The organism is Paracoccus panacisoli (assembly GCF_042435015.1).
Classification (GTDB): Bacteria; Pseudomonadota; Alphaproteobacteria; order Rhodobacterales; family Rhodobacteraceae; genus Paracoccus; species Paracoccus panacisoli.
In genome coordinates, this window is record NZ_JBHMQU010000069.1 from 1 (window position 1) to 17,662 (window position 17,662).

The following is a 17,662-nucleotide window of genomic DNA, read 5'->3' on the forward strand; positions in this document are numbered from 1 at the left end:
GCCTCGGCGGCGGCGGCACGGTGGGCGACCTCGGACCGGCGCCGCGCCTCGGCGGTGGTTCCCGGGGGGACCATCTCGACCAGCATCGGCGGCGCGGGCGCGGGCATCACCTCGCGCCCGGTGTAGAGCGCGCTTTCCTTGTACTGCTCGGCCATGAAGCGGACGATGACGCCCACCGCGGCCCCGACCGGCACCGCGATCAGCAGGCCGAGAAACCCGAACATCACCCCGAACACCGACAGCGAGAGCATCAGCCAGACCGGGTGCAGCCCGACATGGCCGCCGACGATCTTGGGTTGCAGCACGTTGCTTTCGAGCATCTGGCCGGCGGCAAAGATCGCCGCCACCCCGCCGATCCGCGGCCAGTCGCCCCAGAAGGTGGCCACCGCCACCCCGATCGACAGCACGCCCCCGACCAGCGTGCCGACATAGGGGATGAAGGACAAGAGCGCCGCCGCCACCCCGATGACGATCCCGAAGGGCAGCCCGATCAGCATCAGCCCGGTCGAATAGAGCGTGGCGAGGATCAGGATCACCAGCGCTTCGCCGCGCACGAAGCCGGCCACGCTGTCGTCGATCTGGGCGAAGATGCGGCGGATCGTCGGCGCGTGCTGGCGCGGCAGCAGGTTGTCGATGCGCTCGATCATCCGGTCCCAGTCGAGCAGCATGTAGAAGGCCACGACCGGGGCGATGATCAGCACCATGAACACGCCCACCACGCTGCGCAGCGAGCCCATGAGCGTGCCCATCAGACCGCCCAGCGAGTTGGTCAGCGTCGTGCGGATCTGCTCGACCGCGGTGTCGATCATGCCGCCGTCGGGCATGAACTCGGGGAAGCGGTTGCGCACGATCGACTGGACGCTGTTGAGCAGGTCGGGGGTCGACTCGACCAGTTGCCCCGCCTGCCGCACCAGCAGCGGGCCGAGCCACAAGAGCAGCGCGGCCAGCGCCAGCACCACGATCAGCGTGATGAACACCACCGCCAGCGTGCGCGAGAGCCCCGCCCGCTCGAGCCGGTCGGCCACCGGGTCGAGCATGTAGGCGATCCCCATGCCGAGCACGAAGGGCAGGATCGCCCCGCCCAGAAGCCACAGCGCCAACAGCAGCACCGCCGCCGCGCCGCCCCACCAGAGCGCCTGTTTCGTCGCCGACATCTGCATCTGCGTCCCCGCCCTCGATCCCGTCCCGTGGGCCCTCGCCCAGATGCCTGCGGTGATGCAGTCCCCGCCCCCCGCGCGCAAGGGTCTTGGGCAACGCCCCCGCGCATCCGACCCCGGGCCGTCCCTTGCCGTTGCCGGGGCGGCCCCGATCCGCTAACGCAGGCGGGCAATCATCCAAGGTGCTGCCCCATGCGTCTCACGCGCTATTTCCTGCCTGTCCTGAAAGAGAACCCCTCCGAGGCGCAGATCGTCAGCCACCGGCTGATGCTCAGGGCGGGGATGATCAAGCAGCAGGCGGCGGGCATCTATTCCTGGCCCCCGCTCGGCCTCAAGGTGCTGCGCCGGATCGAGCAGATCGTGCACGAGGAACAGGGCCGCGCCGGGCACATCCCGGTGCTGATGCCCACCATGCAGTCGGCCGACCTGTGGCGCGAAAGCGGCCGCTATGACGACTACGGGCAGGAGATGCTGCGCATCAAGGACCGCCACGACCGCGACATGCTGTTCGGGCCGACCAACGAAGAGATGATCACCGACATCTTCCGCGCCCATGTGAACAGCTACAAGGACCTGCCGCTGACGCTCTACCAGATCCAGTGGAAGTTCCGCGACGAGGTCCGCCCCCGCTTCGGCGTCATGCGGGGCCGCGAGTTCCTGATGAAGGACGGCTACAACTTCGACCTGACCAAAGAGGACGCGCTGCACGCCTATAACCGCCACCTGGTGAGCTACCTGCGCACCTACGAGCGGATGGGCCTGCAGGCGATCCCGATGCGCGCCGACTCGGGGCCCATCGGCGGCGAGGACACGCACGAGTTCCTGGTCCTCGCCGAGACCGGCGAATCCGAGGTCTTCTATGACAGCGAGATCACCGATCTGCGCTTCGGCGACCGCGCCATCGACTATGACGACGCCGCCGCCTGCCGCGCGGTGCTGGACGAGTTCACCAGCCGCTACGCCCGCACCGACGAGACCCACGATCCGGCGGTGTTCGAGACCATCCCCGAGGACCGCCGCCGCTCGGCCCGCGGGATCGAGGTCGGGCAGATCTTCTATTTCGGCACCAAGTATTCCGAGCCGATGGGCGCGACCGTCGTCGGCCCGGACGGCGCGCGGGTGCCGGTCCACATGGGCAGCCACGGGATCGGCGTCAGCCGCCTGCTGGGCGCGATCATCGAGGCGAGCCACGACGACCGCGGCATCATCTGGCCCGAGGGCGTCACGCCGTTCCACGTCGGGCTGGTGAACCTCAAGCAGGGCGACGCCTCGACCGACAACGCGTGCGAGGCGCTGGAGCGCGAGCTGACCGCGCGCGGGCTCGAGGTGCTCTACGACGACCGCGACGAGCGCGCGGGCGCCAAGTTCGCCACGATGGACCTGATCGGCCTGCCGTGGCGGATCACCGTGGGCCCGCGCGGCCTGGCCGCGAACGTGGTCGAGCTGACCAGCCGCAAGACCGGCGAGTCGGTCGAGGTCTCGGCCAGCGAGGCCGTAGCCCGGCTCGCCGACATCTACGCCCCGGTGTTCGCGGCGGCGTATCGGGGCTGAGGCGACGGACCGAATGAGGGCCGGCCTGTCGACCCCCGTCGACGGGCCGGGTTGACGGGTCGCGCCGCCATGCGCATTCTCGATACACATTCCGTCCCCCGCGGGGGCGGCCAAGCCGAGGACCAAGCCCATGCGCGCCCGCGTCAACCTGACCGTTGAGGAAGACCTTGTCCGCGAGGCCCGCGACTACGACATGAACCTCTCGCGCATCGCCGAAGACGCGCTGCGCCACGCCGTCAAGCTGGAACGCAATCGGCGCTGGAACGAGGAAAACCGCGCCGCGCTCGAGGCCTATGCGCAAGAGGTGCGCGAGCACGGGCTTCCGCTCGAGAAATACCGGATGTTCTGACCTTTGGCGCAGTTCGACATCCACCGGCTCAGCGACGGGATGCACGTCGTTGTGCTGCAGTCAGACCTCATCGACCTGCGCGAATCATGTCTCGTCGCGCCCATGTTCCGGAAGGGTGCACGGGCCGAACTCGGTCGGCTGACGCCGCTCATCACTCATGACGACAAAAGCTGGCTGGTGCGCGTCCCCCAGCTGACGGCGATGCGGCCCGCGACGCTCGGCCCGCCCCGCGGGTCAGCCGCCGCATTCCGCGACGAGCTGTTCCGCGCCATCGACCTGCTGACCCACGGCTTCTAGGCCAGCACCCCCTCCAGCGAGTTCGGCGCGCTGGCGATGATGCGCACCTCCACCAGATCGCCCACCGCCGCCTCGGGCGCCTGGACGAAGACCGAATGCAGATAGTCCGACTTGCCGACCATCTGCCCGGGCATCCGCCCCGGCTTCTCGAACAGCACCCCGAGCGTGCGCCCGACCATCCCCTCCTGCGCCGCCTTCTGCTGGCGGGTGAGCAGCGCCTGCATCTCGTGCAGCCGCGCATCCGCCACCGCCTCAGGCACCAGCGCCCGCCCGGCCGCGGGCGTGCCCGGGCGCGGCGAATACTTGAAGGAGAACGCAGTGCCGAACCCCACCTCCTCGATCAGCCGCAGCGTGTCGGCGTGGTCGGCATCCGTCTCACCCGGGAAGCCCGCGATGAAATCCGAGGTCAGCAGGATGTCCGGCCGCGCCGCCCGGATGCGGTCGACGAGCCGCAGATAGTCGTCGCGCGTGTGCTTGCGGTTCATCGCCTTGAGCACCCGGTCCGACCCCGACTGCACCGGCAGATGCAGATAGGGCATGAGCTGCGGCACGTCCCGGTGCGCGGCGATCAGGTCGTCGGCCATGTCGTTGGGATGGCTGGTCGTATAGCGGATGCGGTCGAGCCCTTCGATCCCAGCGAGCTGCCGGATCAGCTCGCCCAGACCCTCGGCGCCGTCGCCATGCCAGCCGTTGACGTTCTGGCCCAACAGCGTGATCTCGCGCACCCCGCGGGCCACGAGGTCCCGCGCCTCGGACAGGATGCGCGCGGCCGGGCGGCTGACCTCGGCCCCGCGGGTATAGGGGACGACGCAGAAGGCGCAGAACTTGTCGCAGCCCTCCTGCACGGTCAGGAAGGCGGCCGGATGGCGGCGGGTCGCGCGGCGCTCGGGCAGGTGGTCGAACTTGTCCTCGGCCGGGAACTCGGTGTCCACCGCGGGCGCCTCGCCCCGCGCCATCGCAGGCAGGCGATGATAGGCCTGCGGGCCCACGACCAGATCGACGAGCGGCATCCGGCGGATGATCTCGTCGCCCTCGGCCTGCGCCACGCAGCCCGCCACGCCGATCTTGAGGTCCGGTCGCTCGGCCTTGAGCGGCTTGAGCCGCCCGAGGTCGGAATAGAGCTTCTCGGCCGCCTTCTCGCGGATGTGGCAGGTGTTGAGCAGCACCATGTCGGCGTCATCGGCGCGGTCGGTCTCGACATAGCCCTCGGCCCCCAGCGCCTCGGCCATGCGCTGGCTGTCATAGACGTTCATCTGGCACCCGTAGGTCTTGATGAACAGGCGTTTGGGGCTCTGGTCGGTCATGGGCTGACTTTCGGCAATTCTGGGTCGGACGAAACTTAGATCACGCGATGCGTTGACCGCAGAGCATAGCGGCTCGGCACTCTGCAGACCCGGCAATCGCTGGGCCAAGACGTTGGCGCCGACCCGATATCCTCTTATCGTCACCGGGTCAAAACGGACAGGCACCCGGGCCGACCATTTGCCTGACGTAAGAAGCAACGCCCCCGAAGTCCACGCTCCGCTCTCAAGGCCGGTCACGGCCGGGGAACGGCCCTTGCCCCCTGCCCCGCGGCGGGTTACGCAGCCGGGCCGCGGGAGGCGTGGCAGAGTGGTTGAATGCACCGGTCTTGAAAACCGACGTGGGGGCAACCCCACCGTGGGTTCGAATCCCACCGCCTCCGCCAGCAAGCTTGTCCCCCGCCCGCCCGGGGAGTCCCTCACCCCTCGCCCAGCCGGTCCAGCACCCCGGTCAGCCGGGCCAGCGTGCCCTCCACGTCCTTCAGCTTGTCGAGCCCGAAGAGCCCCAGCCGGAAGGTGCGGAAATCCGGCCCCTCGCCGACCTGCAGGGGCACGCCCGCGGCGATCTGCATCCCCAGCGCGGCGAAGCGGCGGCCGCTCTGGATCTCGGGGTCGGTCGTGTGGCTCACCACCACCCCCGGGGCCGCAAAGCCCGGCGCCGCGACCGAGGCGAAGCCGCGCTCGGCCAGCGCCGCGCGCACCCGCTCGCCCAGGTCCCACTGGGCCGCGCGGGCCGCCTCGAACCCCATCTCGCGCGTCTCGACCATCGCGTCGCGCAAGACCAGCAGCGAGTCGGTCGGCAGCGTGGCGTGATAGGCGTGTCCGCCGTCCTCGTAGGCCTTCATGATCGCGCGCCACTTCTTCAGGTCCAGCGCGAAGCTGTCGCTCGTCGTCGCCTCGAGCCGCGCGAGGCCTTCGGGCGAGAACATCACCAGCCCCGCGGCGGGCGGCGCGCTCCACCCCTTCTGCGGGGCCGAGATCAGCACGTCGACGCCCGTGGCGCGCATGTCGACCCAGATCGCCCCCGAGGCGATGCAGTCGAGCACCATGAGCGCGCCGACCTCGTGCGCCGCGGCCGCCAGCGCGGTGATGTAGTCGTCGGGCAGGATCAGCCCGGCCGAGGTCTCGACGTGGGGGGCGAACACCACCGCCGGGCGGCTGTCGCGGATCTCGGCCACCACGTCCTCGATCGGCGGGGGGGCGAAGGCCGGCTGGGGGTCATTGCCGGCGGGGCGGGCCATCTCGACGGCGGCCTCGCCCTCCATCGCGGCGGCCTCGTGAATCTGGGTCCAGCGGAAGCTGAACCAGCCGTTGCGCACGATCAGCGCGTCGGCGTGGCGGGCGAACTGGCGGGCCACCGCCTCCATCGCGAAGGTGCCGCCGCCGGGGACCACGGCCACCGCCTCGGCGCCGTAAGCCTCGCGCGCGATGGCCGAGATGTCGCGCATCACCGCCTGGAACTTCTGCGACATGTGGTTGAGGCTGCGGTCGGTGAAGACGACCGAGAACTCCATCAGACCGTCGGGGTCCACCACGCTCTTGCCGTCGGGGCGCAATCCGTCCATCGCCTGCTCCTCTGCTCGCCTGTGGGGCGAGACTAGACCCCCCGGCCCGGCAAGGCCAGCCGCCGCGAGAGCACCCCGGCCCCACCCCGCGGCCCCCTTGCGGCACCCCCTGCCCCGTGCCTAGGTTGGCGGTAACGGCAGACACCCCCATGCAGAGGCAATTCCCGATGCGGATCGGCATCCTCAAGACCGGCCAGTCGCCCGAGGTCATCCGCGGCGCGCTCGGCGACTATGACCAGATGTTCGAGCGGCTGCTCGGCGGGCGCGGCTTCGACTTCGACAGCTACCATGTCGAGGCGATGCAGTTCCCCCCCGACATCCACGCCGCCGACGGCTGGCTGATCACCGGCTCGCGCCACGGCGTCTACGAGGACCACCCGTTCATCCCCCCGCTCGAGGATTTCATCCGCGCGGCCTATGCCGCCGGGGTGCCGGTGGTGGGCATCTGCTTCGGCCACCAGATCATCGCCCAGGCCCTCGGCGGGCGGGTCGAGAAACACAAGGGCGGCTGGGCCGTGGGGGCACAGGACTACGACTTCGCCGGCCAGACGGTGACGCTGAACGCCTGGCACCAGGACCAGGTCGTGACCGCGCCCGAGGGGGCCGAGGTGGTCGCCACCAGCCCCTTCTGCGCCAACGCCGCGCTGCTCTACGGCAACCGCGCCTATTCGGTGCAGGCCCACCCCGAGTTTCCCGACGCCTTCATCGACGGGCTGATCGAGCATCGCGGCGGCAGCGTCCCCGAGCCGCTGATCGAGGCCGCGCGCGCCCGCCGCGGCAGCGCCGACGCGCGGCTCGTGGCCGACCGGATCGAGGCGTTCTTCCGCACCCCCCGCGCGCGGGCGCCGGTCCCGGCCGCCGAACCGGACGCAGGCGCCCGTCCCGATCGCGAGACGGCCGCCTGATGTACACGCCCCCCGCCTTCGACGAGACGCGCCCCGAGGTGCTGTTGGCGCTGATCGCCGCGCATCCGCTGGCGCTGCTGGTCACGACGGGGGACGACACCGGGCCGACCGCCAACCTCATCCCGATGACCGCCGAGGACGGCGTCCTGCGCGCCCATCTGGCCCGCGCCAACCCCCAGCTGGCCGAGCTGCGCGCGGCGCAGGCCGCCGGTCGCCCGGTCCTCGCGGTGTTTCAGGGGCCGCAGGCCTATGTCTCGCCCGGCTGGTACGCCAGCAAGGCCGAACATGGCCGGGTGGTGCCGACCTGGAACTTCCTCATGGTGCAGGTCCGGGGCGTGCCGCAGGTGATCGACGAACCCGACTGGCTCGCGGCTCAAGTCACCGACCTGACCGACCGGCTCGAGGCCGAGCGCCCCGACCCGTGGTCGGTCGCCGACGCGCCCGCCCCTTTCGTCGCGGCGCAGTTGCGCGGGATCGTCGGGCTGGAATTGCCGATGACCGCGCTGGCCGGCAAGTGGAAGGCCAGCCAGAACCGCAGCGCCGCGGACCGCGCGGGGGTGGCGCACGGCCTCGCCCGCGCCGGCCACGCGATGGCCGACCACATCCCCCTGACACCATGAACCCGATCAAGCCGGCAGCCCCGGCGGAAAGTCCCCGATGTCAGACTGGCTGACCCGATTGCCCCGCGCCGCGCAGACCTATATCGACGGCCGCCGCCTCGATGAGGTCGAGTGCATCGTCTCGGACATCGCCGGCGTCGCCCGCGGCAAGGCCATGCCCGCGTCCAAGTTCGCGCGGCAGGAAAGCTTCTACCTGCCGAACTCGATCTTCCTGCAGACCATCACCGGCGAATGGGCCGACAACCCCTCGGGCGCCTTCACCGAGCCCGACATGATCCTTGTCCCCGACTTCGAGACCGCGACCGCGGCGCCGTGGACGGCGGACGTGACGCTGCAGGTGATCCACGACGCCTATGACCAGCAGGGCAACCCGGTGCCGGTCGCGCCCCGCAACGTCCTGCGGCGCGTGGTCCAGCTTTACGCCGACAAGGGCTGGAAGCCGCTGGTCGCGCCCGAGATGGAGTTCTTCCTCGTCGCCCGCAACATCGACCCGAACCAGCCGATCCAGCCGCCGATGGGCCGCTCGGGGCGGCGGGCGGCGGCCAAGCAGGCCTATTCGCTGTCGGCGGTGGACGAATACGGCCGGGTGATCGACGACATCTACGACTTCGCCGAGGCGCAGGGATTCGAGATCGACGGCATCCTGCAAGAGGGCGGCGCGGGCCAGGTCGAGATCAACCTCGCCCACGGCGACCCGGTCAAGCTGGCCGACGAGATCTTCTTCTTCAAGCGCCTGATCCGCGAGGCGGCGCTGCGCCACGACTGTTTCGCCACCTTCATGGCCAAGCCCATCGAGGGCGAGCCGGGCAGCGCCATGCACATCCACCACTCGGTGGTCGAGGCCGAGACCGGCCGCAACATCTTTTCGGACGAGAAGGGCCGCGAGACGCCCGCCTTCCTGCATTTCATCGCCGGGATGCAGCGCCACCTGCCGGCCGCGGTCGCGCTGCTCGCACCCTACGTCAACAGCTACCGCCGCTACGTCCCCGACTTCGCGGCGCCGATCAACCTTGAGTGGGGGCGCGACAACCGCACCACCGGGCTCAGGGTGCCGATCTCGGGCCCCGACGCGCGGCGGGTGGAGAACCGCCTCGCCGGGATGGACTGCAACCCCTATCTCGGGATCGCGGCGTCGCTCGCCACCGGCTATCTGGGGCTGGTCGAGTCCGACAACCCGCGCGCCGAATGCCTGGGCGACGCCTACATGGGCGACGACGAGCTGCCCACGAACCTCGGCGACGCGCTCGACGAGATGGTCGAAAGCGCGCCGATGCGCGAGGTGCTCGGCTCCGAGTTCGTGGCCGTCTACGAATCGGTCAAGCGCAACGAATACAAGGAGTTCCTGCAGGTCATCAGCCCGTGGGAGCGTGAGCACCTGTTGCTGAACGTCTGACCCGGCGGCGCCGGGCGCGGCCCGAGCGGGCGGGGTCTTGCGGCGCGCGCCGCGCGGTGGCAAGCCCCCCGGGCAAAGAGGGGTGCCCGCCATGTCCGACCAGAAGCTTGCCATCGTCACCGGCGCCTCGCGCGGCCTCGGCGCCGCCCTCGCCGAGCGGCTCGGCGGCCGCGGCCACCACGTCGTCGCCGTCGCCCGCACCACCGGCGCGCTCGAGGAGCTCGACGACCGCATCCGCGCCCGCGGCGGCGAGGCGACGCTGGCGCCGATGGACGTGGCCAGCCCCGAGGCGATGATCCAGCTGACCCGCGCCGTGCTCGACCGCTGGGGCGGCATCGACCTGTGGGTCCACGCGGCGATCCACGCGGCCCCGCTCGCCCCCGCCCCCCATGTCGATCCGAAGGACATGGAGAAATCCATCGCCGTCAACCTTGCCGCGACCCACGGGCTGATCGCGCTGTTCGAGCCGCTGCTGCGCGCCCGCGGCGGCACCGCGCTGTTCTTCGAGGACGCCCGCGGCGGCCAGCCGTTCTTCGGCGCCTACGGCGCCACCAAGGCCGCGCAGATGGCGCTGGCGCGCAGCTGGCAGGCGGAGACCGCGCGGCTCGGCCCGCGCGTGGTCATCGCCGCGCCCGCGCCGATGCCGACCGGGGTGCGCGCCCGCTTCTACCCCGGCGAGGACCGCGCCGCGCTGACCCCCTGCGGCACCGAGGCCGACCGCATCCTCGGCGAACTCGGTCTCTGACCCCACCCCCCGCGCGGGGTGGCGGGCTGGGGAGCCTCCGGCGGGGATATTTAAGTCCAGCCCGAGGGGGGGGCGCTGCGTGCCGCCCCCGCCTCGGTGGCGTTTACAGGCCGTAGATGGCCCCGAACTTCTCTTCCAGATAGTCGAGCAGCGGCTCGGGGCTGACCGCGGCGCCGGTCGCCGTCTCGACCAGCTCGCGCGGCGGCAGCAGGCCGCCGTGGCGCTGCAGGTTCTCGCGCAGCCACTCGACCCCTGGCCCCGCCTCGCCCCGGGCCAGGCTCTCGTCGAGGTCCGGCACCGCCGCCCGCATCGCCTCGTTCAGACAGCCGGCGTAGACGTTCCCCAGCGCATAGGTCGGGAAATAGCCGAAGAGCCCGACCGACCAGTGCACGTCCTGCAGCATCCCGTTCGCCGGCCGGTCCACCGCCACGCCGAAATCCTTGAGGAAGCGCGCGTTCCACGCCTCGGGCAGGTCATCGACCGCCAGCCGCCCCGAGATCAGGTCGCGCTCGAGGTCGAAGCGCATCATGATGTGCAGGTTGTACTGCACCTCGTCGGCCTCGGTGCGGATGTAGCCCGGCTGGACCCGGTTGACGGTGCGGTAGAACGCATCCGCGTCCGCGACCGACAGCCCCCCCATCATGTCCGACATCCGCTGGTAGAGCCAGCCGGTGAAGGCCCGGCCCCGCCCCATCTGGTTCTCGTAGATGCGCGACTGGCTTTCGTGCACCCCCATCGACACCCCCCGCCCGAGCGGCGTGAAGGCGTGGTCGGGGTCGATCCCCAGCTCGTAGCTGGAATGGCCGACCTCGTGGATGGTCGAGTAGATGCAGTTGAACGGGTCCGCCTCGACCACCCTTGTCGAGATCCGGCTGTCCTGCCAGCGTCCCGACGAGAACGGATGCACCGCCATGTCCAGCCGGCCGCGGTTCCAGTCGTAGCCGAAGGCCGTGGCGCAGGCCCGCGCGAGCCGCAGCTGCATCTCCTGCGGGAACCGCCCCTCGAGCGCCGCGGGCGGGTTCTCGGCCCCCAGCACGTCCTCGCGCAGGCTGACCAGCCGCGGCCGCATCTCGCCGTAAAGCGCCTCTAGCTCGGCCTGCGTCATCCCCGGCTCGTAGTCGTCCAGCAGCGCGTCATAGGCGTCGCCGCCGCCGAACCCCGCCGCGACCAGCGCCGCCGCCTCGTCCTGCTTCAGCACCACGATCTGGTCGAGCGTCGGCAGGAAATCCCCCGGCGCGTCGTTGGCCCGCGCCTGCGCCCAGATCCCCTGCGCGAGGCTGGTCAGCCGCGCCATCTCGGTGGCGAGATCGACCGGGATCGCGCTCGCCCGCGCGAACTCGCGCCCGATCAGCTCGAGGATGCGGGCCTCGCGGTCGCTCTCGGGGGTCGCCGCGTCCAGCCATTCGCCCAGCCGCGGGTCGGTGCGGCGCTCGTGCAGCACCGCCTCCATCGCCGCCATTTCCTCGGACCGCTGTTCGGCGGCGCCGCGCGGCATCACCGTCTCCTGGTCCCAGGCCAGCCGTTCGGCCACCGCCGACAGCGCCTCGGTCTGGCGCTGAAACGCCATCAGCTCGACCATCGCAGAGGTGGAGTTGCTCATCGGATGGTCCCCCGGACACTGGTTTCAAATGGATAGCGCGCATGGTGGCGGGCGCGGATGATCAGCACGAACAGCGCCACCGCGCCAAGCTGGTGGGCCAGCGCCTCGGGCAGGGGCGCGCCATGCATGATGGTGACGATGCCCAGCACCACCTGGAACGCCACCGCGGCGAGCATCACCGTGAACGCCCCCCGCGTCACCGGATGCGGCGAGCGGCGGGCGCGCAGCCACACCACCACCGCGAAGATCGTCAGCAGATAGGCCACCATCCGGTGGGTGAATTGCACCGTCGCGGCGTTCTCGAAGAAGTTGCGCCAGCCGAGCGCGCTGTCCCAGATCGCCGCCGGCACCCACTCGCCGCCCATCTTCGGCCAGCCGGTGTATTGCCGCCCCGCGTCGATCCCCGCCACCAGCGCGCCGAGCAGGATCTGTACGAAGGCGAGGTGCATCAGCCCGGTGGACATGGAAAAGAGCTTCGGCTCGCCCGCCCGCCGCGCCCGCATCAGCGCCGCCTCGGGCCGCGACAGCTGCAGCACGTACCAGGCGATCAGCCCGAGGATGGCGAAGGCGAGCCCGAGGTGCACCGCCAGCCGGTACGAGGCGACCGAGGTCATCCCCGCCACCAGCCCCGAGCTGACCATCCACCAGCCGACGAGCCCCTGCAGCCCGCCGAGCGCCCCCAGCGTCAGCAGCCGCGGGGTCCAGCCCGGCGGGATGCGCTTCGTGAGCCAGAACCCGAGGAACCCAAGCGCCCAGACCGCGCCGACCGCGCGCCCGAGCAGCCGGTGCGCCCACTCCCACCAGTAGATGCGCTTGAACCCGGCGAGGTCCATCGTCGGGTTCTCCTGATGGAACTGCGGGATCTGCTGGTATTTCTCGAACTCGGCCGTCCAGGCGGCCTCGCCCTGCGGCGGCAGGACGCCGGTCACGGGTTTCCACTCGGTGATCGACAGGCCCGAGCCGGTCAGCCGCGTCGCGCCGCCGAGGGCGATCATCGCCGCGACCATGACGAAGAGCACCACGAGCCAGGCCCGGATGGCGCCGCGCGCGCCCTTGGGGGCGGCGTCGATCATCCCGCCTTGGGGAAGCTGCGCCGCCGGGGCGAGGTCCGAGACCTCCTGAAAGATCGGGCGCTTGGCCATGTTGAGGGTGTTCCTGGGCAGGTGTGGGGGGTCGAATTGCGGGCGCACAGTGGCCTTGGCGGGGGGAAAGGTCAATCGGAGGGGGTGAGGGCGGCTGCCGGGGCGGCGCGGCGGATAGCGTCCGGGCGGCCTCGCTTAGCGCGTCGTTCGCGTCGGGGTGGCGCGGGCTGAGGTGGCACGTGTGCCAAGATGGCAAGGGTGCGGCGCGCGGGGGTAACGCGGTGGCCGCAGGGCTGGCCGGTGTGCGGGCGGACTGGGGTGGCGGGTGGTCGGCTCCGGGGCGACGCGGGTGCGGGCGGGCGGGGGTAGCGCGCGGTTGGCGCCGGGACGGCGATTGAGCGCCGCAGGCTCAAGGGATGGGTGCGCCGGCCAGCACGGACGCCCCTTCCCGACAAAACGCAGCGCCTCCGGCAGACTGAAGGGTCCGGCTTCTTTCTGGCCCTAATACCCAAATGACGCCGGGGCCACCGCATCCGGCAGGTCCTCTGTCACTCCGGCGGGCGCCTCATACCGCTCCGCGTTTTGCCTCCAAGCGGCCGCCCGTTCTAGCCGCCCCAGACCCCGGCTTAACGTCAGCAGCCCCGCGACGCCCTCACGCCCCCGGCCCGTCTCCGTCCCGCCCGCGCCAGGTCAGTTGGCGGATCATCCCGTGGAAGATCTGCACGTCGCCCCGGGTCAGCGGCAGCCGCGACCACAGGTTGCGCAGCGTCAGCCGCATCGAGGCCGCCTTGTCCTCGGGAAAGAAGAACCGCGCCGCGGTCAGCCGCTCCTCCCAGTGATCGGCGAGCCGCTCGATCTCGAGCCGCGTCGCCGGGAGCTCGCCCGCCGGGCGGCGCCCCGCCGGCGCAGGCTCGGGCGGCAGCGCCTCGCGGCCCCACTCGTAGCCCATCAGCAGCACCGCCTGCGCGAGGTTGAGCGAGGGGAACGCGGGGTTGACCGGCACCGTCACGATGGCGCTGGCACGCGCGATGTCGTCGTTGTCGAGCCCCGCCCGCTCGGGCCCGAAGACCAGCGCCACCCGCCGCCCTTCCGCGGTCAGCGCCCGCGCCTCGGCCATGGCGGTGGCGGGGGTGTGGACGGGCTTGGTCAACTCGCGCCCCCGCGCCGTGGTGGCATAGGCGGTGTCGATGTCGGCCATCGCCTCGGCCAGCGTCGGGAATACCCGCGCCCGGTCGAGCACCTGCCCCGCCGCGCCCGAGGCCATGGCGACCGCCCGCGGGTTCGGCCACCCGTCCCGCGGCGCGACGAGCCTCAGGTCGGTCAGGGCAAAGTTCAGCATCGCGCGCGCGGCGGCGCCGATGTTCTCGCCCATCTGCGGGCGCACGAGGATGACGACGGGTTGAACGGGGGTGATGGACATGGCCGCGCGGTAGCGAAACCCGGCCGCGCGGGCAAGGGTGAGCGGCGGGTTCCGCCGGCCGTCGCCGTCCACGCCGCCCCTAAACTGGTCCCGATCGAAGGCGCCGCGTCCCCTGCTGGCACGAGCCTCTTTTCCGCCGCCCCTAGCGGACGCGCGTCGGCGAGTCAGATCGGCGTCTTGGCCGCGGCCTCGCGCCGCACATCAACGTGGCGGACCCGGCGCCCCGCACGGCATCTCCGGGTGGCGCCTCGGCGCGTGTAACGGCCCCGGGACAGCGATATTCAGAAGGCTCGTCGGCGGTGCAACCTGGTCCCGTGCATCACTCACGCCGCGGCTGCCTCGCCCCCGAAAAAGCTCCCACCTGACCGCCCCTCCGCGCGGCCCACAGCAGAGCAACAGGGATCAGCACGCGCCACCCGCGGCGGCCCCCCTCGTCGCCCCACGCGACGGCTGCAAGCTGATCGCCGGAGAGGCCGCTTTTCGGTTGTGCCCGCGTCCGACGGAGGCAGGCGGGTCATCGTCCGCATTCGCGCGACACGCCCCCGCGTGCCTAGGAAGTCTCGCCCTCACGGCGCGGAGCTTGGCGGGACTGAAGCGCCGAATCGTACGCATGAACTGTGCATGAAGATCGCATGAACGATGCACGAACGGTGAACGGGTCGTGCATAACAGATTTCTACAATATCCAATCTATTCATACGCCAATCCATGAAATCTAACCCATTTTCGAGCGTTGCGCGCCGCCCCCGTTGCCCGCTCGCCCGCCTCCACCGAACGTTGCGCGTGCCCCGTCGCCCCCGCCCCAACCAACCGGCCCTTCCCCCGCCCGCCCCGCTGCGCTATCCCCCGTCCCCAGCCCGACAGGAGAGCCGCAGATGACCGAGGACGCCCCGCAGCTTTACCTCATCGCCCCGGCCCGCCTGCCGGCCTCGGAACTCGCGCCCCGTCTGACCGCGGTGCTCGACGCACACCCCGTCGCCTGCCTCCGCCTCTCGGGCGCCGGCGATGAGGCCGAACTGGCCCGCATCGCCGACCTCGCCCGCGAGATCGCCCACGCCCGCGACGTCGCCGTGGTGATCGAGGACCACGTCGCACTCGCCGCCCGCCACGGGCTCGACGGCGTGCACCTGACCCACGGGGCGCGCGGCGTCCGCCATGCCCGCAAGGAACTCGGCGCCGATGCCATCGTCGGCGCCTTCTGCGGCGCCTCGCGCCACGAGGGCATGAACGCCGGCGAGGCGGGCGCCGATTACGTCAGCTTCGGCCCCCTCGGCCCCACCGCGCTTGGCCCGGGAACCCCCGTGGACCTCGAGCTTCTCCAGTGGTGGTCCGAGGTGATCGAGGTGCCCGTGGTCGCCGAAGGCGCCCTCGACGCGGCCCTGATCCGCGCCGTCTGGCCGGTCGCCGACTTCATCGCGCTGGGGCCCGAGATCTGGCAGGCGCCCGACCCGGCCGAGGCGCTGAGCGCGCTCTGGCCCGGCTGAGCCGGGCCTCTCGCCCGAGTTTAACCTGATCTTCACCCGCCCCGTGCCAGCCTGCACGGATGCTGTGGCTCCTGACCCTTCTGCTGATTCCCTGCGCCTGCGCGGCGGCATGGCGCGCGCACCAGCCAGCCCCTTGCCCGGCGCGGATGCGCGGCGTAACAGCGGCCCATGACCCAGCACCAGCGCCTCCTCATCATCGACTTCGGCAGCCAAGTGACGCAGCTGATCGCGCGCCGCCTGCGCGAACTGAACGTCTATTGCGAGATCCACCCGTACCAAAGCCTCGACGACGCGGCCCTGCGGGCGCTCGCGCCCCAGGCGGTGATCCTGTCGGGCGGGCCCGACAGCGTGACCCGCCCCGGCAGCCCCCGCGCCCCGCAGGCGGTGTTCGAGATGGGCGTGCCGGTGTTCGGCATCTGCTACGGCCAGCAAGTGATGATGGCGCAGCTCGGCGGCTCGGTCGAGGCCGGCCACCACGCCGAATACGGCCGCGCCTTCGTGACCCCCGCGCCGGGCCACTCGGGCGACGGGATCTTCGCCGGGCTGTTCGCCGCCGGGCGCGAGGAGGTGTGGATGAGCCACGGCGACCGCGTCACCGCGCTCGCCCCCGGCTTCGAGGTGATCGGCACCTCGCCCAACGCCCCCTTCGCCATGATCGCGGACCCGGCCCGCAGCTTCTACGCCGTGCAGTTCCACCCCGAGGTGCACCACACCCCGAACGGCCGGGTGATGCTGGAAAACTTCGTGCGCATGGCGGGCTTCACCGGCGACTGGACGATGGCCGGCTACCGCGACGAGGCGATCCGCCGCATCCGCGAGCAGGTCGGCGACGGCAAGGTGATCTGCGGCCTCTCGGGCGGCGTGGACAGCTCGGTCGCGGCGGTGCTGATTCACGAGGCGATCGGCGACCAGCTCACCTGCGTCTTCGTGGACCACGGCCTGTTGCGCCAGGGCGAGGCCGAGGAGGTCGTGGCGATGTTCCGCGACGCCTACAACATCCCGCTGGTCCACGCCGACGAGTCCGACCTGTTCCTGGGCGCGCTCGAGGGCGTCAGCGACCCCGAGGTGAAGCGCAAGACCATCGGCCGGCTCTTCATCGAGGTGTTCCAGAAGCACGCGGCCGAGGTGGGCGGGGCCGAATACCTCGCGCAAGGGACGCTCTACCCCGACGTGATCGAGAGCGTCAGCTTCACCGGCGGCCCCTCGGTGACGATCAAGTCGCACCACAACGTCGGCGGCCTGCCCGAGAAGATGGGGCTCAAGCTGGTCGAGCCGCTGCGCGAGCTCTTCAAGGACGAGGTCCGCGCGCTCGGCCGCGAGCTCGGCCTGCCCGAGAAGTTCATCGGCCGCCACCCCTTCCCCGGCCCCGGCCTCGCCATCCGCTGCCCCGGCGAGATCACCCGCGAGAAGCTCGACATCCTGCGCAAGGCCGACGCGGTGTTCATCGACCAGATCCGCCGCCACGGCCTCTACGACGAGATCTGGCAGGCGTTCGTGGCGATCCTGCCGGTCCGCACCGTGGGGGTGATGGGCGACGGGCGCACCTACGACTTTGCCTGCGCGCTGCGCGCGGTGACCTCGGTCGACGGGATGACGGCGGATTACTATCCCTTCTCCCACGCCTTCCTCGGCGAGACCGCGACGCGGATCATCAACGAGGTGAAGGGGATCAACCGGGTGACCTACGACATCACGTCGAAGCCGCCGGGCACGATCGAGTGGGAGTAGGGGCGGCTGTTCTTCACAGGGCAGCGGTCGGCGGGGGTTTGGTTCATGGCATGCGAGGCTGCGTGGCGGATAAGCTGCATCGCTGAGGAGCCGCGGGCGATGGACTTCGCGTCTAAGCGGATGCACTGCGGATAGTCTGCCCGACTCGCGCGCTGCACGGCTGACGGATGCGCGGGTAATGGATTGCACGGCTAATGGATACAGGGTTCACGGGTTCCGCGACGAAGGGCTGAGAGGATGAGAGGCTGAGGGCGTAACAAGTCGGGACCCGGTTCCAAGCGATAGTCTCGCTATGGCCTTCGGCCTGCCGCCGCATCGGTTTCGGTGACGTTGCCAACAGAGCGCGAGGCAGGCCCTACTGCCAAGCATCCCCGTCAGTGCGCGGCGGGCGGATGTCGCGCCGCCGGAATGACCGCGGCTGTGGGCATATCGCGGTTGATGGTCGTGGAGGCGGTCGTCCGAGAC

15 protein-coding genes and 1 tRNA gene are annotated in these 17,662 nt (G+C 71.0%); 10 read left to right on the plus strand and 6 right to left on the minus strand.

All coding sequences use genetic code 11. From position 1 onward, the window contains the following. The coding region (locus ACFHYO_RS12970; protein WP_394320934.1) for an AI-2E family transporter at positions 1–1,160 on the minus strand (1,160 nt) is incomplete at its 3' end. Positions 1,161–1,349: 189 nt separating this feature from the next. Here ACFHYO_RS12970 and proS point away from each other — a divergent pair. From proS to ACFHYO_RS12985, 3 genes are all read left to right on the plus strand, one after another. Then, positions 1,350–2,708, plus strand: a complete 1,359-nt coding sequence (proS, locus tag ACFHYO_RS12975; RefSeq protein WP_394320935.1) for a proline--tRNA ligase — start codon at positions 1,350–1,352, stop codon at positions 2,706–2,708. Positions 2,709–2,838: 130 nt separating this feature from the next. Further along, entirely contained in the window at positions 2,839–3,057 is a 219-nt protein-coding gene (locus ACFHYO_RS12980; protein WP_394320937.1) for a type II toxin-antitoxin system CcdA family antitoxin, read from the plus strand. A 3-nt stretch (positions 3,058–3,060) separates the two neighbouring features. After that, the gene (locus tag ACFHYO_RS12985; protein ID WP_036705573.1) at positions 3,061–3,354 is read left to right on the plus strand and encodes a CcdB family protein; all 294 of its coding nucleotides are present in this window, start codon (positions 3,061–3,063) and stop codon (positions 3,352–3,354) included. On the opposite strand, the gene miaB is transcribed toward ACFHYO_RS12985, so the two are convergent. Continuing rightward, positions 3,351–4,658 (minus strand): tRNA (N6-isopentenyl adenosine(37)-C2)-methylthiotransferase MiaB, encoded by a 1,308-nt coding sequence (miaB, locus tag ACFHYO_RS12990; protein WP_394320938.1) that lies wholly within the window; start codon positions 4,656–4,658, stop codon positions 3,351–3,353. The two genes, ACFHYO_RS12985 and miaB, sit on opposite strands and share 4 nt — an antisense overlap. Before the next feature lie 293 nt (positions 4,659–4,951). On the opposite strand from miaB, the gene ACFHYO_RS12995 reads away from it, so the two are divergent. Continuing rightward, a tRNA-Ser gene (locus ACFHYO_RS12995) sits at positions 4,952–5,041 on the plus strand. A 33-nt stretch (positions 5,042–5,074) separates the two neighbouring features. Here the strand turns inward: ACFHYO_RS12995 and ACFHYO_RS13000 are convergent. After that, entirely contained in the window at positions 5,075–6,220 is a 1,146-nt protein-coding gene (locus ACFHYO_RS13000; RefSeq protein WP_036713111.1) for an aminotransferase class V-fold PLP-dependent enzyme, read from the minus strand. A 167-nt stretch (positions 6,221–6,387) separates the two neighbouring features. On the opposite strand from ACFHYO_RS13000, the gene ACFHYO_RS13005 reads away from it, so the two are divergent. The 4 genes from ACFHYO_RS13005 (at position 6,388) to ACFHYO_RS13020 (ending at position 9,883) form a co-directional block, all read left to right on the plus strand. Next, positions 6,388–7,125 (plus strand): type 1 glutamine amidotransferase, encoded by a 738-nt coding sequence (locus ACFHYO_RS13005; RefSeq protein WP_394320976.1) that lies wholly within the window; start codon positions 6,388–6,390, stop codon positions 7,123–7,125. Further along, the gene (locus ACFHYO_RS13010) at positions 7,125–7,745 is read left to right on the plus strand and encodes an FMN-binding negative transcriptional regulator (protein WP_394320940.1); all 621 of its coding nucleotides are present in this window, start codon (positions 7,125–7,127) and stop codon (positions 7,743–7,745) included. The genes ACFHYO_RS13005 and ACFHYO_RS13010 overlap by 1 nt, the downstream gene beginning before the upstream one ends. 37 nt (positions 7,746–7,782) lie before the next feature. After that, positions 7,783–9,138, plus strand: coding sequence for a glutamine synthetase family protein (locus tag ACFHYO_RS13015; RefSeq protein WP_036705115.1), 1,356 nt, complete (start codon positions 7,783–7,785; stop codon positions 9,136–9,138). An 82-nt stretch (positions 9,139–9,220) separates the two neighbouring features. Then, positions 9,221–9,883 carry an SDR family NAD(P)-dependent oxidoreductase gene (locus ACFHYO_RS13020; protein ID WP_394320942.1) on the plus strand — a complete coding sequence of 221 codons (663 nt, stop codon included), beginning with the start codon at positions 9,221–9,223 and terminating at the stop codon, positions 9,881–9,883. Between the two features lie 103 nt (positions 9,884–9,986). On the opposite strand, the gene ACFHYO_RS13025 is transcribed toward ACFHYO_RS13020, so the two are convergent. The 3 genes from ACFHYO_RS13025 to ACFHYO_RS13035 form a co-directional block, all read right to left on the minus strand. Then, entirely contained in the window at positions 9,987–11,483 is a 1,497-nt protein-coding gene (locus tag ACFHYO_RS13025; RefSeq protein WP_394320944.1) for a carboxypeptidase M32, read from the minus strand. Next, positions 11,480–12,625 (minus strand): heme A synthase, encoded by a 1,146-nt coding sequence (gene ctaA, locus ACFHYO_RS13030; RefSeq protein WP_036705109.1) that lies wholly within the window; start codon positions 12,623–12,625, stop codon positions 11,480–11,482. The genes ACFHYO_RS13025 and ctaA overlap by 4 nt, the downstream gene beginning before the upstream one ends. Before the next feature lie 592 nt (positions 12,626–13,217). Beyond that, on the minus strand, positions 13,218–13,985 hold the full coding sequence (locus ACFHYO_RS13035; RefSeq protein ID WP_394320946.1) for an RNA methyltransferase: 768 nt from the start codon (positions 13,983–13,985) through the stop codon (positions 13,218–13,220). An 875-nt stretch (positions 13,986–14,860) separates the two neighbouring features. Between ACFHYO_RS13035 and ACFHYO_RS13040 the strand changes: the two genes are divergently transcribed. Both ACFHYO_RS13040 and guaA read left to right on the plus strand, forming a co-directional pair. Beyond that, complete coding sequence (locus tag ACFHYO_RS13040; RefSeq protein ID WP_394320948.1) at positions 14,861–15,469, plus strand: thiamine phosphate synthase; 609 nt, start codon at positions 14,861–14,863, stop codon at positions 15,467–15,469. A 168-nt stretch (positions 15,470–15,637) separates the two neighbouring features. Continuing rightward, positions 15,638–17,197 carry a glutamine-hydrolyzing GMP synthase gene (gene guaA, locus ACFHYO_RS13045; protein ID WP_394320949.1) on the plus strand — a complete coding sequence of 520 codons (1,560 nt, stop codon included), beginning with the start codon at positions 15,638–15,640 and terminating at the stop codon, positions 17,195–17,197. Positions 17,198–17,662 lie beyond the last annotated feature (465 nt).

Excerpts from the sequence above, each read along its gene's own strand:
- proS (WP_394320935.1), top strand. The coding sequence starts at position 1,350 with ATGCGTCTCACGCGCTATTTCCTGCCTGTCCTGAAAGAGAACCCCTCC.
- ACFHYO_RS12980 (WP_394320937.1), top strand. The coding sequence starts at position 2,839 with ATGCGCGCCCGCGTCAACCTGACCGTTGAGGAAGACCTTGTCCGCGAG.
- miaB (WP_394320938.1), bottom strand. The coding sequence starts at position 4,658 with ATGACCGACCAGAGCCCCAAACGCCTGTTCATCAAGACCTACGGGTGC.
- ACFHYO_RS13000 (WP_036713111.1), bottom strand. The coding sequence starts at position 6,220 with ATGGACGGATTGCGCCCCGACGGCAAGAGCGTGGTGGACCCCGACGGT.
- ACFHYO_RS13005 (WP_394320976.1), top strand. The coding sequence starts at position 6,388 with ATGCGGATCGGCATCCTCAAGACCGGCCAGTCGCCCGAGGTCATCCGC.
- ACFHYO_RS13010 (WP_394320940.1), top strand. The coding sequence starts at position 7,125 with ATGTACACGCCCCCCGCCTTCGACGAGACGCGCCCCGAGGTGCTGTTG.
- ACFHYO_RS13015 (WP_036705115.1), top strand. The coding sequence starts at position 7,783 with ATGTCAGACTGGCTGACCCGATTGCCCCGCGCCGCGCAGACCTATATC.
- ACFHYO_RS13025 (WP_394320944.1), bottom strand. The coding sequence starts at position 11,483 with ATGAGCAACTCCACCTCTGCGATGGTCGAGCTGATGGCGTTTCAGCGC.
- ctaA (WP_036705109.1), bottom strand. The coding sequence starts at position 12,625 with ATGGCCAAGCGCCCGATCTTTCAGGAGGTCTCGGACCTCGCCCCGGCG.
- ACFHYO_RS13035 (WP_394320946.1), bottom strand. The coding sequence starts at position 13,985 with ATGTCCATCACCCCCGTTCAACCCGTCGTCATCCTCGTGCGCCCGCAG.
- ACFHYO_RS13040 (WP_394320948.1), top strand. The coding sequence starts at position 14,861 with ATGACCGAGGACGCCCCGCAGCTTTACCTCATCGCCCCGGCCCGCCTG.
- guaA (WP_394320949.1), top strand. The coding sequence starts at position 15,638 with ATGACCCAGCACCAGCGCCTCCTCATCATCGACTTCGGCAGCCAAGTG.